At 52.8% G+C, this 14,300-nt stretch carries 12 protein-coding genes, 1 tRNA gene and 3 pseudogenes; 8 read left to right on the top strand and 8 right to left on the bottom strand.

Features of this window, described 5'->3' with window-relative positions; all coding sequences use genetic code 11:
- The first annotated feature begins 344 nt into the window (after window positions 1–344).
- A complete protein-coding gene (locus tag BMW46_RS02095) occupies window positions 345–1,574 on the top strand; it encodes an aspartate kinase (RefSeq protein WP_074704062.1) in 1,230 nt (409 codons plus the stop codon).
- Between the two features lie 78 nt (window positions 1,575–1,652).
- A tRNA-Ser gene (locus tag BMW46_RS02090) sits at window positions 1,653–1,745 on the top strand.
- 161 nt (window positions 1,746–1,906) lie between these two features.
- On the opposite strand, the pseudogene BMW46_RS15910 reads toward BMW46_RS02090, so the two are convergent.
- Window positions 1,907–2,141, bottom strand: a pseudogene (locus BMW46_RS15910) (transposase); the annotation flags it as partial.
- Window positions 2,142–2,152: 11 nt separating this feature from the next.
- On the opposite strand from BMW46_RS15910, the pseudogene BMW46_RS02085 reads away from it, so the two are divergent.
- The 6 genes and pseudogenes from BMW46_RS02085 to metG form a co-directional block, all read left to right on the top strand.
- Window positions 2,153–2,378: pseudogene (locus tag BMW46_RS02085) on the top strand (hypothetical protein); the annotation flags it as partial.
- Between the two features lie 235 nt (window positions 2,379–2,613).
- The gene (locus BMW46_RS02080; protein WP_074704060.1) at window positions 2,614–3,282 is read left to right on the top strand and encodes a hypothetical protein; all 669 of its coding nucleotides are present in this window, start codon (window positions 2,614–2,616) and stop codon (window positions 3,280–3,282) included.
- 182 nt (window positions 3,283–3,464) lie between these two features.
- Entirely contained in the window at window positions 3,465–4,547 is a 1,083-nt protein-coding gene (galT, locus tag BMW46_RS02075; protein ID WP_074704058.1) for a galactose-1-phosphate uridylyltransferase, read from the top strand.
- A gap of 70 nt (window positions 4,548–4,617) precedes the next feature.
- Entirely contained in the window at window positions 4,618–5,754 is a 1,137-nt protein-coding gene (galK, locus tag BMW46_RS02070; protein WP_074704057.1) for a galactokinase, read from the top strand.
- Window positions 5,755–5,779: 25 nt separating this feature from the next.
- Window positions 5,780–6,808: a zinc-dependent alcohol dehydrogenase family protein gene (locus BMW46_RS02065; RefSeq protein ID WP_256376920.1), complete on the top strand. Its 1,029-nt coding sequence runs from the start codon at window positions 5,780–5,782 to the stop codon at window positions 6,806–6,808.
- A 404-nt stretch (window positions 6,809–7,212) separates the two neighbouring features.
- Complete coding sequence (gene metG / locus BMW46_RS02060) at window positions 7,213–9,399, top strand: methionine--tRNA ligase (protein WP_074704551.1); 2,187 nt, start codon at window positions 7,213–7,215, stop codon at window positions 9,397–9,399.
- Between the two features lie 55 nt (window positions 9,400–9,454).
- On the opposite strand, the gene BMW46_RS02055 is transcribed toward metG, so the two are convergent.
- The 7 genes and pseudogenes from BMW46_RS02055 to BMW46_RS15690 form a co-directional block, all read right to left on the bottom strand.
- Window positions 9,455–10,249: a class I SAM-dependent methyltransferase gene (locus tag BMW46_RS02055; protein WP_074704055.1), complete on the bottom strand. Its 795-nt coding sequence runs from the start codon at window positions 10,247–10,249 to the stop codon at window positions 9,455–9,457.
- A gap of 97 nt (window positions 10,250–10,346) precedes the next feature.
- Window positions 10,347–11,117, bottom strand: coding sequence for an MBL fold metallo-hydrolase (locus BMW46_RS02050; protein ID WP_074704053.1), 771 nt, complete (start codon window positions 11,115–11,117; stop codon window positions 10,347–10,349).
- A gap of 25 nt (window positions 11,118–11,142) precedes the next feature.
- Window positions 11,143–11,769: a hypothetical protein gene (locus BMW46_RS02045; RefSeq protein WP_074704052.1), complete on the bottom strand. Its 627-nt coding sequence runs from the start codon at window positions 11,767–11,769 to the stop codon at window positions 11,143–11,145.
- 19 nt (window positions 11,770–11,788) lie between these two features.
- Window positions 11,789–12,421: a TetR/AcrR family transcriptional regulator gene (locus BMW46_RS02040; RefSeq protein WP_074704050.1), complete on the bottom strand. Its 633-nt coding sequence runs from the start codon at window positions 12,419–12,421 to the stop codon at window positions 11,789–11,791.
- Window positions 12,418–13,656: a flavin-containing monooxygenase gene (locus BMW46_RS02035; RefSeq protein WP_074704048.1), complete on the bottom strand. Its 1,239-nt coding sequence runs from the start codon at window positions 13,654–13,656 to the stop codon at window positions 12,418–12,420. The genes BMW46_RS02040 and BMW46_RS02035 overlap by 4 nt, the downstream gene beginning before the upstream one ends.
- A gap of 19 nt (window positions 13,657–13,675) precedes the next feature.
- Window positions 13,676–14,020, bottom strand: a pseudogene (locus BMW46_RS15695) (OsmC family protein); the annotation flags it as partial.
- Window positions 14,021–14,047: 27 nt separating this feature from the next.
- A complete protein-coding gene (locus BMW46_RS15690) occupies window positions 14,048–14,212 on the bottom strand; it encodes a hypothetical protein (protein WP_256376919.1) in 165 nt (54 codons plus the stop codon).
- Window positions 14,213–14,300: the final 88 nt, after the last annotated feature.

Here is a 14,300-nt window from a genome sequence, read left to right as displayed (position 1 = left end):
AATAGGTGCGCTTTTATGTTATAGGAGTATTGCACATACATAAATTTAATTTGTTTTTTTATTCTATGCAAGTATTAAGAAACCCCTGAATCAAGCAGGTTTTCCCTGAATGGAGCGGCTCCAGACCCTGAATTTGACCTACGTCAATATCCTGAAGTTTTCCCGTTTATCATTTTGCATATCGCGGAACCTGAAAAAAGCTTCTGCAAAGGTTCTCGGGTTTTCTTTCCGGTAATAAGGTAAAATTCGAACACAATATCCATGCCAGGACTTTAAACCCCTAAATTGATCCGACATGTGGCATTTTGCCCACGGCTTTGCCATTCTCAGTTAAGCAGGTTATCGTGACATTTATCGTTCAAAAATACGGCGGCACATCGGTGGGCAGCACGGAGCGCATCAAGAATGTCGCCCGCCGAGTGGCGAGATTCCAGGCTCGGGGGGATCAGGTGGTGGTCGTGGTGTCCGCCATGAGCGGAGAGACAAATCGTCTTATTGCGCTGGCCAGGGAATTCCAGGCTCATCCGGATCCCCGGGAACTGGATGTCATGGTTTCCACCGGGGAGCAGGTTTCTGTCGCTTTGCTATCAATGGCGCTGATGGATCTGGGCATCAAGGCGAAGAGCTACACCGGCCCCCAGGTGCGCATTCACACCGATAGCGCCTATACCAAGGCGCGCATACTCAAAATCGATGAGGACAAAATACGCGCCGACCTCGATGCGGGATATGTAGTGGCAGTAGCGGGCTTTCAGGGAGTGGATGAGGCAGGCAGTATCACCACATTGGGCCGAGGCGGTTCCGACACCACGGCTGTTGCCCTCGCGGCAGCGCTCAAGGCGGATGAATGCCAGATCTATACGGATGTAGACGGGGTTTACACGACCGACCCCCGAATTGTGCCCGAAGCGCGCAAACTCAAGACTGTTACCTTTGAAGAAATGCTTGAAATGGCAAGCCTTGGTTCCAAGGTGCTGCAAATCCGCGCCGTGGAGTTCGCGGGTAAATACAAGGTTAAATTGCGGGTGCTCTCCAGTTTCGAGGAAGAAGGAGAGGGTACCCTCATCACTTTCGAGGAAGAAAAAAACATGGAGCGGGCGATTATTTCAGGCATCGCATTCAATCGTGACGAAGCCAAGATTACGGTGCTGGGTGTGCCGGACCGTCCCGGTATCGCCTATCAGATTCTTGGTCCCGTGGCGGATGCAAATATCGATGTGGACATGATCATCCAGAATGTCGGCCACGATGACATGACCGATTTTTCATTTACCGTGAATCGCAATGAATTTGCGAGAACGATGGATATCCTGAAAAATCAGGTGCAGCCTCATATCGGCGCCCGGGGTGTGATCGGGGGCGACAGAATCGCGAAAGTCTCGGTAGTGGGCGTCGGCATGCGTTCGCATGTGGGCATTGCCAGCAGAATGTTTCGTACGCTGGCGGAAGAAGGCATCAATATCCAGATGATCTCCACCTCCGAAATCAAGATTTCCGTAGTCGTGGATGAAAAATACATGGAATTGGCGGTACGTGTCTTGCACAAGGTATTCGAACTCGATCAGATATCATGATATTCCGCTTACCGCATTCCTTTCATAAGCTTTGTTTGACCCAGGAGTTCTAAACCGCTATCCTAGTGCGGTTTTGTTGGAGAGATGGCCGAGTGGTCGAAGGCGCTCCCCTGCTAAGGGAGTATAGGCTCAAAAAGCTTATCGAGGGTTCGAATCCCTCTCTCTCCGCCAGTAAGTCTGCAGGTCTTTGCAACTCTGTAGCTGTAGATCCGCTGGGCAATACCCGCCAGAAGGTACGCATGCGTTCAGAGGTCGTGTAGCGTTCTTGAAGTAGTCCACGATGACACGTCGTCGCGGAGCCGCTTTCCCCACCTTTTAATGACGGCAGCAGGCATCACCTTGTCCGGGCTCAATTCGGCCACGATCTTCTTCAGTCGTTCGTTCTCCTCCTGGAGTTGCTTGAGCTGCTTCCTGATTGCTATCCAGTCCAGCGTACTGCTTCTTCCATCGGTAAAAACGTCTGTCCCGTAATACGGATCCGATGTATCAACTTGGTAACGGGTATGCAGCCTCGGCTTTCTTCAGTACCACAACAATCTGCTCCCCAGCGAACCGTTTCTTCTTCATGTGCAGAACACACAGGGCTGCTTACGTTGCACTTCCTGTCTGGCTATGTGCCTGATCAATCCGGACGAGTTGATCGGGAGTCATGCCAAACGCACGGGTGTTGCGCGAAATCCCTTGCGCAAAGGCGAGAAGCTGCGTGAGCGTGTGGATGCACAACTGCTGTCCATTGCTGATGATCCGGTGCTCGTGCGCTCATTCTTCAGGCATCCATCTGTTGCCTGTATTTCTGACTGTTGAGTAACATGAAGAGCATCCAGCGGGACTAAACACCTAGTAGATCACGATCCCCTTTCGTTATATCTCCAGTTCGTGTGTTTGCAGATGCTTTCATTGCACATGTACATGTGAGGTTACACATTATTGAGTTGACTCTTTTATAGGTGCCCTCTATAAATATTGAAAAGAGCGAAATATAAATATCTTTGGAGAAGAGGATATTTTTTTCAGGGGGTTTCTTTTAGGGCATTGAAGCATGGATCTGGACAGCATAATTGCGAACATTTTTAGTGGCGTCGCTGTTGCCGTAATCGGATTTATTGGTGGTTTTATTTATAAATCCAAGCTGTTCCAGAGGCTCTCGCGCCGATCCCTACGTATAGATGAGCAGGAATCGTTGTATGAGATGCTCATTGAGGAGGTGCTGCGGAATCCTACAGATTTTAAAGAAATAGTGTTTATTCAACATTCCGGTCATATAGTTACACCCGATATCTGTAGATTACTTTACAACAATGTCAATGTAGTGCTTTACCAGCAGGATCCACATATCGCGATGTTGGCAAATTCTCCCATGCTTATAGATCGCATTACTCACGTACCGGACAATATTCTAATTCAGGAACAAGCTAAGAGGTTTAATGGTCGCTTAGTTATTAGGAGATTCAAGGCTACAGCGTGTTTGCGCGCCCTTATGGTAGATAATAAAGCGATAGTGGTAAGCTGGTATCTTTATAGGTTGGAAAATGGAAATGTAAAAATGTGCGGCTCTGAGAATATGGGAGTACTTGTAAGACAAAATGCACCTGAGTTTGAGCCGCTTTCCGGTATGGTTAAACACGTTAGAACTGCCCTTGATGCCGAACAACACGGGTGTAATGAGAAATCGTTTTCGAATAGCAATAACATATTTCTTGTAGAGTAGCTTTACGCTAGATGCATTATTTATCGGGTATCTATACTTACTTCTTACCTAGTCGGCCTGAACAGTTCATTTTCTTTATGCATTAACGGTCTGAAGACTATAGTTGTGCTCCCAAGACTCCCGTTGAGCAAATCGAGCGTGTCACGAGCATCTCACCCACCTACATAACTGGGGGTGTTTAGGTGTATTCACTCGAGCTCACCAAGCCGGATGGCCGTGGGTTAACCTTGTATGCACGTAAGCCCATTGATTCGGACATTGTTGCACCCAGCCCTTTTGCTGAACCTCTGAATGCACATCCTCACCTGAGGTGGCATCCGTTACGCGGAGAGTGGGTGACGTATGCGGCGTATCGGCAGGGACGGACGTTTTTGCCACCACCTGAATATAACCCGCTCGGCATAACAACTGATCCCGCTCATCCCACCGAGGTACCTGCCGGGGATTGGGATGTGGCTGTCTTCGGCAACCGTTTCCCGTCCCTGGGGCCAATAGGAGAGCCCCCCTTGCTTATCGTGCCAAGCGCGCCTGCTGTAGGGCATTGCGAGGTAGTAGTTTTCACGAAAGATGCCAAAGCTTCGCTTGGTGCCTTGCCGCTCGCTCACATCGAATTATTGATGGAAGTATGGGCAGACCGTACCGCTGTGATGGCACGGCGGGGAGATATGGCTTACGTATTGCCATTCGAGAACCGGGGTGCAGAGGTTGGTGTAACGCTGCACCATCCGCATGGTCAAATTTATGCCTACCCCGTGGTGCCGCCTGTACCTAGCCACATGCAGCAGGAGGCGCAACGCTACTATGAAGCGAAAGGCAAGGGAGTGTTACAGGATCTCATTACCGGGGAGCGGGAGGCGGGTGTGCGCATGCTTTATGAGGGTGAACACGCCGTTGCCTTCGTTCCGGTATGTGCCCGTTATCCATACGAGGTCTGGGTTGCGCCGATTGAGCCAGTCGAAAGCTTTATCCACCTCACCTCAGAACAGCGGGCAGACCTGGCGCGGGCGTTGAAAACGGTTCTGCTCAAATATGACAGTCTCTGGCAAAGGCCTTTTCCCTACCTGATGGCATGGTACCAGGCGCCGACCGATGGAAAAACTCATCCTGAATCGCACCTGCATGCAGAATTCTATCCCCCCTATCGCACCCGTGATCGGCTCAAATATCTCGCGGGTACAGAAATCGCAGCAGGCTTCTTTGCGATGGACGCGTTGCCTGAGGAAAAAGCGCGCGAGCTTCAGCAGGTAGAGGTTACTGTCGAATGAATATATTTCGCCGTTCTCCCGACAATCGATCTGGAACTTGCTTTGAGGCTCGAAATCGGCGAGACAAGCAATGCAGTCCAGATTTTACGGAGGCAGGGTGAACAGTTTCGAGGCTGTATTTGGAAATTCGCCTGAGGTTGTGGCACGTGCACCGGGCCGCGTTAACCTGCTGGGAGAGCATACCGACTACAACGGAGGTTATGTACTGCCGATTGCGATCGAGCAGCAGACGAGCATCAGCATGAATCATAGCAACAGCGAGCAGTACGCATTGTATTCGGAAACGCTCGATGACATCGTTTATTTTACTCTCGGCAAATCTCCAACTGAGCACTTCGCCACCTACGTATATGGATGTTTGATGGAAGCTCGTGCGGTTGGAGTGAAGGTGCCGGTGCTGGATATCTACATTCAATCAGATGTGCCGATGGGAGCCGGCCTGTCCTCCAGCGCAGCGCTTGAGGTAGCTGCGTTGCGAGTCCTCCGTGCGCTGACCGGTTTTCCCTTGGATGATGTGCGAATCGCACAACTCGCTCAGCGCGCGGAAATGCAGTACGCAGGAGTGCGCTGTGGCATCATGGATCAGATGGCAGCGAGCCTTGCGGGAACCAGGAAGGCCTTGTTACTGGACACCCTTACGCTTGAGCGACGGCTGGTTCCCTTACCGCCCGCTTCAGCTGTGCTGGTACTCGATTCAGGCGTTGCACGGACGCTGGCCGGAAGCGGCTACAACCAGCGGCGTGCCGAGTGTGAGGAAGCGGCACGCCGACTTGGAGTGAGCACACTTCGTGACATCCAGGAGGTGTCACTGGCCGATGCCTTGCCTGAGTCCCTGGGCCGCCGAGTGCGCCATATTGTAAGCGAGAACGCGCGCGTGCTGCGGGCGGCTGAATGCAACAACGCCGAGGAGTTCGGCATGCTGATGAACGCATCCCATGCCAGTTTGCGCGACGATTATGAGGCCTCGGTTCCTCAACTTGATCAATTGGTGACGCTGCTTCAGACTCATCCTGATGTTTATGGAGCGCGCTTGACAGGAGCAGGCTTTGGGGGCGCGTGCGTCGCCTTATGCAAGCCGGAGTCATTGCAGCAGATTTCCGAAGCGGTGCTGCAAGATTATTCAAGCATGGGCTTGAAGGGACGCGTCCTTGTGCCGCCACATTGGGTGAATAGAACCGCTACTGTAGGGGCAGGTTTAGCATCTTGAGTTTTCTGTTTTTTTGAGAATGGCTATGCAAAACCAAAACGGCTTGATGCAGGCAATGGTGCTGGACGCCCCCCGAGAAAAGGTTCGGATGCGCTGTATCCCGCGCCCCCGGCCGGGTCCTGATCAGTTATTGATCGAGATTGCGGCCTGTGCAGTCTGTCGCACCGACCTGCACGTAGTGGACGGCGAACTGCCTCACCCGAAACTGCCTATTATCCCGGGGCATGAAATCGTTGGACGCGTAATTGCATGCGGAGCGGATGTTCGGGATTTCGCATTGGGGGAAAGGATTGGTATTCCCTGGCTGGGCTGGACATGCGGGCATTGCCGCTATTGTCTCAATGGGCAGGAAAATCTGTGCCCGAATGCCAGATTCACCGGTTATCAGATCGATGGCGGTTATGCGGAATATACGGTCGCAGATGCCCGCTATTGTTTTCGTATTCCGGACCGTTATAGCGACTCGGAAGCTGCCCCGCTGCTATGTGCAGGGTTGATCGGATACCGCGCACTCAAGATGACCGGGAATGCCACGCGGGTAGGTATCTACGGCTTTGGCGCTGCGGCACACATTGTCGCTCAAATTCTGCATTATCAAGGGCGCAAACTTTTTGCATTTACACGCCCGGGGGATGCAACCGCGCAGGAATTCGCCCACAAGATGGGCGCAGCCTGGGCGGGCAGTTCGGATACGGTGCCCCCCGAAGAACTCGATGCGGCCATCATCTTCGCTCCGGTAGGAGCTCTTGTGCCTATCGCTCTGCGCGCTGTTTGTCCCGGTGGAATCGTCGTCTGCGGGGGAATTCACATGAGTGATATTCCCGCTTTTCCTTATGACATCCTGTGGCGGGAAAAACGTCTGGTTTCCGTTGCCAATCTTACCCGTCAGGATGGTGAGGAATTTTTAAAGCTGGCACCGCAAGTGCCAATCCACGTTACTACGGAATCCTTTCCACTCAGTGAGGTGAATACGGCTCTGACAAGATTGCGGGAAGGAAAGCTGACAGGCGCGGCAGTGCTCATTCCGAAAAAAGGGGACGTTTCCCTCTCCTAAGGCGGAATAGGGTTCTGGCGTTATCCTGGGTGGACAGCGCTTCGAGTAGCAGGTATTGCTGCCCATACGGTCAGGCAACCTTTTGCTCCGTCCGCCCTAAACCTTCTCCCCCTCGACCTGAAGCCTTCATCCCTTATGCGCCCTGAGCCCTTCGTCCCCGTTCACCCTGATCCCGAGGCTGTCGAGAGATCGAGGCCGAGGTGCTCAGGACAGACTTGTCGAAAACACGAACGCCATCAGGATAAATCCGTCAAAGACCACAGGTGCAAGGTAAACAGAAATGAGTCAGGGGGCTGGAAATCCGGGTGCTGAAAATCCTTTTCGTCAGCCCCAAAGACCGCAAGCCCCACAGTTTGTTACAATTATCATTTTGCGTCATTCCGAACCCCTTTCTTAATCGCTTGATGAACAAACGGAAAATCCTCGTCACCTCGGCCCTGCCCTATGCCAACGGCAGCATCCATCTCGGCCATCTGGTGGAGTACATACAGACGGACATCTGGGTTCGTTTCCAGAAAATGCAAGAGCACGAGGTTCATTATGTTTGTGCGGACGATGCGCATGGCACGCCGATCATGCTTCGCGCAGAACAGGAAGGCATCACTCCACGACAGCTGATAGACCGTGTATGGCATGAGCATAAGGCGGATTTCGATGGTTTCCATATTGGCTTCGATCACTATTACACTACCGATTCGCCCGAGAATCAGGCGTTTTGCGAAGATATCTACCGTCAGCTCAGGGCAAGAGATCTGATTACCAAACGTTCGGTGGAACAGTTTTATGATCCGGTCAAACAGATGTTTCTGCCGGATCGGTACATCAAGGGCGAATGCCCCAGGTGTCATGCCGGCGACCAGTATGGAGATTCCTGTGAGGTTTGCGGAGCCACCTATCTGCCCACCGACCTGATCAGTCCCTACTCTGCCGTCTCCGGCGCCAGACCGGAGCGCCGCACTTCGAATCACTATTTCTTCAAACTCTCGGATGTGCGTTGCGGGACTTTCCTCAAGAACTGGATTTTTGAATCGATTCCGGCTCAGTCTGGCATTGCTTTGGAAACGAGGCCCCGACTTCAACCCGAAGCTGCCAATAAAATGAACGAGTGGCTTTCAGCGGGTCTCGTGGATTGGGATATCTCGCGTGATGCCCCTTATTTCGGCTTCCCTATTCCACATACCGGCGGAAAGAAATTTTTCTATGTGTGGCTGGATGCGCCGGTCGGCTATTTCGGCAGTTTCAAGAATTACTTCAAGCAGAACCAGCGAACCCAGGCCGAGATCGACGAATTCCTGCGTCCTGGTGGCAATACGGAAATGGTGCATTTCATAGGGAAGGATATTCTCTACTTTCACGCCCTGTTCTGGCCGGCGATGCTGGAATTCTCAGGATATCGCACTCCTACTCAGATTTACGCTCACGGGTTTCTCACCGTCAACGGCCAGAAAATGTCCAAATCCCGGGGGACTTTCATCACTGCTGAGAGCTATCTGAAGCAAGGTCTGAATCCGGAATGGTTGCGTTATTATTACGCTGCCAAACTCAATGACAGCATGGAGGATATCGATCTCAACTTCGAGGATTTTGTCGCGCGCGTGAACAGCGATCTGGTAGGGAAATATGTCAATATCGCCAGCAGATGCGCAGGGTTCATCACCAAAAAATTCGATGGCGAGCTTACGCACAACATTTCGGAAGCAAGCCGGAAATGGTTCAATCAGTTTCTTTTTTGCGAACTGGGAGAGGGAGATACTTTCCTCGGGCGTCATATGTCCATTGCAAATTTCTATGAACGCAGGGAGTTCAGCAAAGCGATCAAGGAAATCATGTCGGCGGCGGATGTGGCCAACCAATATGTGGATCGGATGAAACCCTGGGTATTGGCGAAAGACAGCAGGAACGACAGGGAATTGCATGAAGTATGCAGCGTCGCGTTGAATATGTTCCGGATGCTGACGGTGTATCTGAAACCCGTGCTGCCGAAGCTTGCGATGGAAGCGGAGCAGTTCCTGGGATTAGATCCTCTTACATGGAAGGATGCAAATTCGCAGCACAGATTATTGCCGGAGGGACATCGGATCAACGATTACGAGCACTTGATGACCCGGATCGATCCGAAACAGATCGAAATGCTTACCAACGCAAACAAGGAAAGCCTGGCGCCCGCAAAGTCACAGCAGGCTGCACAAGCTGCAGAAACCATGGAAAAAAACTCTTCCGCCACACCCGCGCCTGCAAAAGCAGGAGAAGCAGGCCAAGCCGGTGCGTCGACCATCTCCATCGAGGATTTCGGCAAAATCGATCTCAGGGTCGCGAAAATCCTAGATGCGGAGCATGTGCCGGGCGCCGACAAGCTGCTCAAGCTAACCCTGGATATTGCTTCGGAACAGCGAACAGTATTTGCAGGCATAAAATCAGCTTATGATCCCGGGCAGCTCAAGGGACGCCTGACGGTCATGGTTGCCAACCTCGCCCCGCGCAAAATGAAATTCGGCGTATCCGAGGGAATGGTGCTAGCTGCGGGAGACGGTGAAGGCCCTTATCTGCTTTCTCCTGATGAAGGCGCACGTCCCGGAATGAAGGTGAAATAACGGGGATGGATTCCTGGACCTGACAAACTTCGCGAAGTGTGCCCGGGATTGCAACTCAAGGCTTTCCCGCCTCGAACAGTATGGCCTGCATTGGATAGCGCGTAGGGTTTGAACCATACTCTCTTTTCAGTGCTTCCGCCAATGCCGCGACTATCTCCTCCGGTTCCACTCCGCCCCGCTCTCTGATTTCCTCGATGACAGGACTGAATACCAATCCTCGTGCGAAGGCCGGCACATCCAGAATATCATGTTCCCGTCCCTGAACCGAGACGACAATCCGCTCGAAACCTGATTGGATAAGCGCTTCCTTGATAGGATCGATCTCGAAGGAGGAAACGGGATCCTCAAGGAATCTGGGTGGGTTTAATGGAAAGAATTGCTTCAGCACCTCGAAAGTCAGGCTGGCGAAGGGATTGTAGCGCCGCGAATCCCAAACGCTGAAGAGGTATCGCCCTCCACACCTCAATGTCCGATGCACTTCGCGAAACGCCGCCTCTTTATCGAAGAACATCACCCCAAACTGGCAAACCACTGCATCGAACGCCTCATTTTCGAAAGGCAGCGTCGTAGCATCTGCAATCTGGAACGTGACCTGCTCGTGGGGAAGAAACTTTGCGCGCGCAACGTCCATCATGGAGTCGCTGATGTCGACTACCGTCAGTAGCGCATCCTTGGGGAGTACGTTACGCAATTGCCGGGTGACTATTCCCGTCCCTGCCGCGATTTCAAGCATGTGGCGGACTGATCTTTCGGTTGCGCGTCTCGCAATGTCAATAGCATAGTGCTCGAAAAGCACGTGACCGAGATCACGATCATACGCAATGGCGACATCGCCAACATAGCCTGCCATTCTGAGAATCCTCCAGTTGTAGACTGATTACAGGGCACTTGAACTGTTCAGCCCCACGGTGCTCGGGGGCCTGCACAGGCATCAGATTGCCACTCCGTTAAAAAATACAGGATTCACCATCCTCAGGCACCAATACGCGTTGCGCCACATTCTTTTCGCTGAGGAATTCCCGTAGTTCTTTTCGCGAGAGCATTGCGTGGTTCACAGCTTCCATGTGACTCGCAATAACGGTTGCCTTGGGAGCTGCTTTACAAACCTCGTAAACATCCTTCTTGTCCATGATAATGGGTTCATAACCCAGCACCTGGGCGTCCCCGCTGTTCAGGACCACGACATCGGGCTCGTATTTCTTCAGATTTTCTTCGACTCCTTCGTACCAGACCGTATCCCCGGCGATGTAGAGCGTTTTTTCATTCGGATGTTTGAATACGACCCCTGATACATGTCCCAATAAATCCCCCCACTCTTCGACAGTTTTTTCTCCGCCATGCCGCCCAGGGGTTTTGATGAATGTGATATCGTCAAAAACAGTACTTTCCCCCAGAGCACGGACATTGCGGAATCCTTGCGCTCGTATTTCCACTGCGTCTTTCTCGTTTTGCGCAAAAATCAGCATATCCTTGGGAACCAGATTTATGGCTGCCTCATCCCAGTGATCCGGATGAATATGGGTAACAATGACTGCATCCACATCCAGGATCTCATCCATGGGAACAGGCAGATCGACCAGGGGATTGGCGAGGTGGCTATTGATCGTGCCCTCGAATCCGGGAAATGCCCCCTTTTCCGCCAGCATGGGATCAACCAGAAATTTTTTTCCCGCATATCCGATAATGATGGTTGCATTTCGTAGTTGCGTGAATTTCATGATAATGGCTCCTTTACTTAAGCAGTCAGAGTTTTCTAAAAACTTGATAAAGAATTGCCGCCACGACCAGAACGAACATGGGCCAGAATTGAGCAAAACCCTCGTACCATGGCGTTCCCACGGTGATGGGGATTTTCAGCGTGAAATCAGTCTGATTCTCATCCTTCCCGGATAGATAAAGCCTGTATTCGCCCAATTCGGCGATACGCAATACCTGGGTAATGGTGCCGGACTCGTACGTTCTCGGAGGAATCGTCAGCAGTGTGTTCGATGGCGTGCCGCCTTCCATTTTTGTGAGCGCCATGGTCAGTGGCCATTCACGCGCCGATTCCGGATAAAGAAGATCAATCGTGACATCCAGGATTCCGGGACTGGGTATTTTTCCGCACAAGACAGGGACGGACATCGCGCCTGTTGCTTCCTCAGGGATTTCATAGTCTCCTGGGATGAAATAACCCGAATAGCCAATGACCAGGGAGTCGGACTCTATGGTGCATGTGCCGCCGCGGAAACCCTTCGGATAGGTGTCCGACACATCCCCCTGAGAGCTCACGTGAAACTGTAAGCCGACTGCCACGATAACCGCGAGAGATCCGCTCAGGATCAGGAAGCGCCGCATGCCTGTCGACAAATTTGCCCAGATGCTATCCATTGATTTCTCCGTAATTCGACTAAATCGATTCCATGGTGACAGGCGCAGCGGATGATGCAGAGTTCTCCGTTGGAGAGGGAGCATACTCCATGCAGCGCAGAACGTCCTCGGCGGCAAGTCGTGCGATATAGGCGGCCTGGCTATTCTGGGTTACCATGGCAGTCACGATCGCACCCTCGATGATCAGCCCCAGTTTCTGTGTGAGCATATCGGGATCCCTGGCCCCACTTTCCACAACCAGTGACCTCAGCCGGTCAATTATTTGATCCCGGTACGCACCGGCTATATCCTTTACCCAGCGGCTATCCTTTTCGTGTTCCGCTACGGCATTGATGAATACGCAACCGAAGAAGTCTTCTTTTGCGAACCATTTCTCCAGCAGATCGAACAGGGCCAGGATGCGCTCCCTGGGGGAACACTTGAGATGCGGCAGATCCAGATCGAACCAGTGAAACCACATGTTCGCTTCCGTATCGAACACCGCCTTGAGCAGATTTTCCTTTGAGCCGTAGTGGGTATAGAGGCTGGCGCGTGCCACACCCGCTTCCTCGAGAATCCGTGTAACGCCTGTCGCATGGATCCCGGCACGGCAGAACAGGCGGCGCGCGGCCAAAAGCAGTTTTTCCTCGATCGATTTGCGAGCTTCCTTCATCGACCTATTCCTCCAGAATCTGCATGGATTGATGCCGGTTTGCTCGGCCAGGGACGCTCCCGCTCTGCTAATTGTTTCCTGATTTTTCTCGCGATCCTGCCTGCATCCAGGCGAATTTCCCGCAGGTAGCCGCTCAAAGGAACGAAGTGCCCGATAATGTAAAGGCGCGGCGCATCGGGAAACTCATGATCCCCCTGCGCCACCGGTCTATCCTCCTCCGTGGTAATGCCGGGAACCTGGATCAGTTTGGTGAGACCACTACGAAAGCCTGTCCCGACAACAATCGCATCCACGTTCAACGTAGCTTGCTCGCGGTCTTCAGGAGGCTTTGCTCCAATGGAATTGAAGGCATGCACGGTTTGTCCTTCGATTTTTTTGATCTGCCCAACTACCCGTATACTTCCGGCGCGAATATCCTCTGCGAAGGGATCATAGACAATCGGCACCACCTGAGTCCTGGCAAACTGCTGCGATACCGGGGACTCAGGAAAAGGAAGGCCATAGGGCGTCAGGTCACCTATGAACAACCGGCGCAGGACATTCAGGAGACCATCCGTCCACGCGGGTGGCAGGGGACGAATCGCAACGCCGATTCCGGCCAGCGGAATGCCGAAGACGCTCTTTGGGAGAATGTGGGGTGGCGTCCTGACGGAGAGGGTCACCGTTTTTGCGCATTCAGCGAGCCTGCTTGCAATTTCCGCAGCGGAATTGCCACTTCCGACCACCAGTACATTCTTTCCTGCATAGGCTTTGGCGTTCCTGAATTTGGAGGAATGGATGATTTCTCCGGAAAAAGTCTCCATGCCGTCCCATTGGGGGATGATGGGAGTGCACGCGCAACCCGTCGCAACAACCACGGCGCGCGATTCGAACGTCTCCCCATCCTGGCTGGAGATGGCCCAGGTGTCGCGCTGACGATCATACTCGAGTTTTGCGATGTTGATTCCGGTTCGAACCTTGAATCCCCCTCGTTCCGGGAATGTTTCGAGGACACGCACGACTTCATCCCGCGAAGGCCAGCCACCGGCCGAGCGGGGAAACGGATTTCCCGGGAGTTGGGAAAAGAAGCGCCCTGTGTTCAGGCGCACGCCATCATAGTGATTGCGCCAGACATCTCCCACCGCCGCGGTCTTCTCCAACACCAGCGGGTCGAGGCCGATTCTTTTCAGCTCATACGCCGTCGACAATCCCGCCGGGCCGGCACCGATCACTGCAACATCATGTACACCGGTCATCTCCAGTCCCCCTCAGTGGTCATAAAAGCTCAGCCGTCAATTCAGCCTGCTTGCAACTGATCTCGACATTGAGCGGGACTGGGCGGATGATCGTATCCGGAATGGGCGCGGTCTTCAGCAGTCTGTCCAGAATCCCCTTCACCTTATCGGTCGAGGAATCAGTCTGGATATCCACCGCTACCCGGATGCTTTCAAAGCCGGGATTGGCCGCTTCAAGGCCAAAGGCGGCACGGAAATTCACTCGACCGGAAACGTCGAGTCGCAGTGATTTCACGGTGATGTCCGCCACCGACAATGCGCCAATATAGGTGGCGACAAGGCAGCCTCCGATTGCGCTGAGCAGCATGTCCTCCGGGGTGATGCCGCTCCCCTTGCCGCCGTATTGCTCAGGCTAGTCACCACTGACTTCCTGGCCATCCATGGCATAGGATACGGTGCGATACCCGTTTTTCCAGACAACAGTCGACTCATACCGGGGGTTGCCGAAAGCCCCGTTTGCATCCCCCTCGATGAGAGCACGCGTTTTCCGTAACCTGTCGACGTCAATTCCATTCACGCATTTCATCGTCACTATTCACCTCCCTGTCATCACAGAAAATATTGATGCCACTTTTGATTTCCGTGCATTCAGGATGACATCAAAA

Origin of the sequence: Nitrosospira multiformis (assembly GCF_900111585.1) — a bacterium.
GTDB classification, from domain to species: domain Bacteria; phylum Pseudomonadota; class Gammaproteobacteria; order Burkholderiales; family Nitrosomonadaceae; genus Nitrosospira; species Nitrosospira multiformis_B.
This window is presented reverse-complemented; position numbering and strand designations above follow the sequence as displayed.

What these genes read in the sequence shown, in the direction of transcription:
- BMW46_RS02080 (WP_074704060.1), top strand. Translation starts at nt 2,614, where the DNA reads ATGGATCTGGACAGCATAATTGCGAACATTTTTAGTGGCGTCGCTGTT.
- galK (WP_074704057.1), top strand. Translation starts at nt 4,618, where the DNA reads ATGCAGTCCAGATTTTACGGAGGCAGGGTGAACAGTTTCGAGGCTGTA.
- BMW46_RS02065 (WP_256376920.1), top strand. Translation starts at nt 5,780, where the DNA reads ATGCAAAACCAAAACGGCTTGATGCAGGCAATGGTGCTGGACGCCCCC.
- metG (WP_074704551.1), top strand. Translation starts at nt 7,213, where the DNA reads ATGAACAAACGGAAAATCCTCGTCACCTCGGCCCTGCCCTATGCCAAC.
- BMW46_RS02055 (WP_074704055.1), bottom strand. Translation starts at nt 10,249, where the DNA reads ATGGCAGGCTATGTTGGCGATGTCGCCATTGCGTATGATCGTGATCTC.
- BMW46_RS02050 (WP_074704053.1), bottom strand. Translation starts at nt 11,117, where the DNA reads ATGAAATTCACGCAACTACGAAATGCAACCATCATTATCGGATATGCG.
- BMW46_RS02045 (WP_074704052.1), bottom strand. Translation starts at nt 11,769, where the DNA reads ATGGATAGCATCTGGGCAAATTTGTCGACAGGCATGCGGCGCTTCCTG.
- BMW46_RS02040 (WP_074704050.1), bottom strand. Translation starts at nt 12,421, where the DNA reads ATGAAGGAAGCTCGCAAATCGATCGAGGAAAAACTGCTTTTGGCCGCG.
- BMW46_RS02035 (WP_074704048.1), bottom strand. Translation starts at nt 13,656, where the DNA reads ATGACCGGTGTACATGATGTTGCAGTGATCGGTGCCGGCCCGGCGGGA.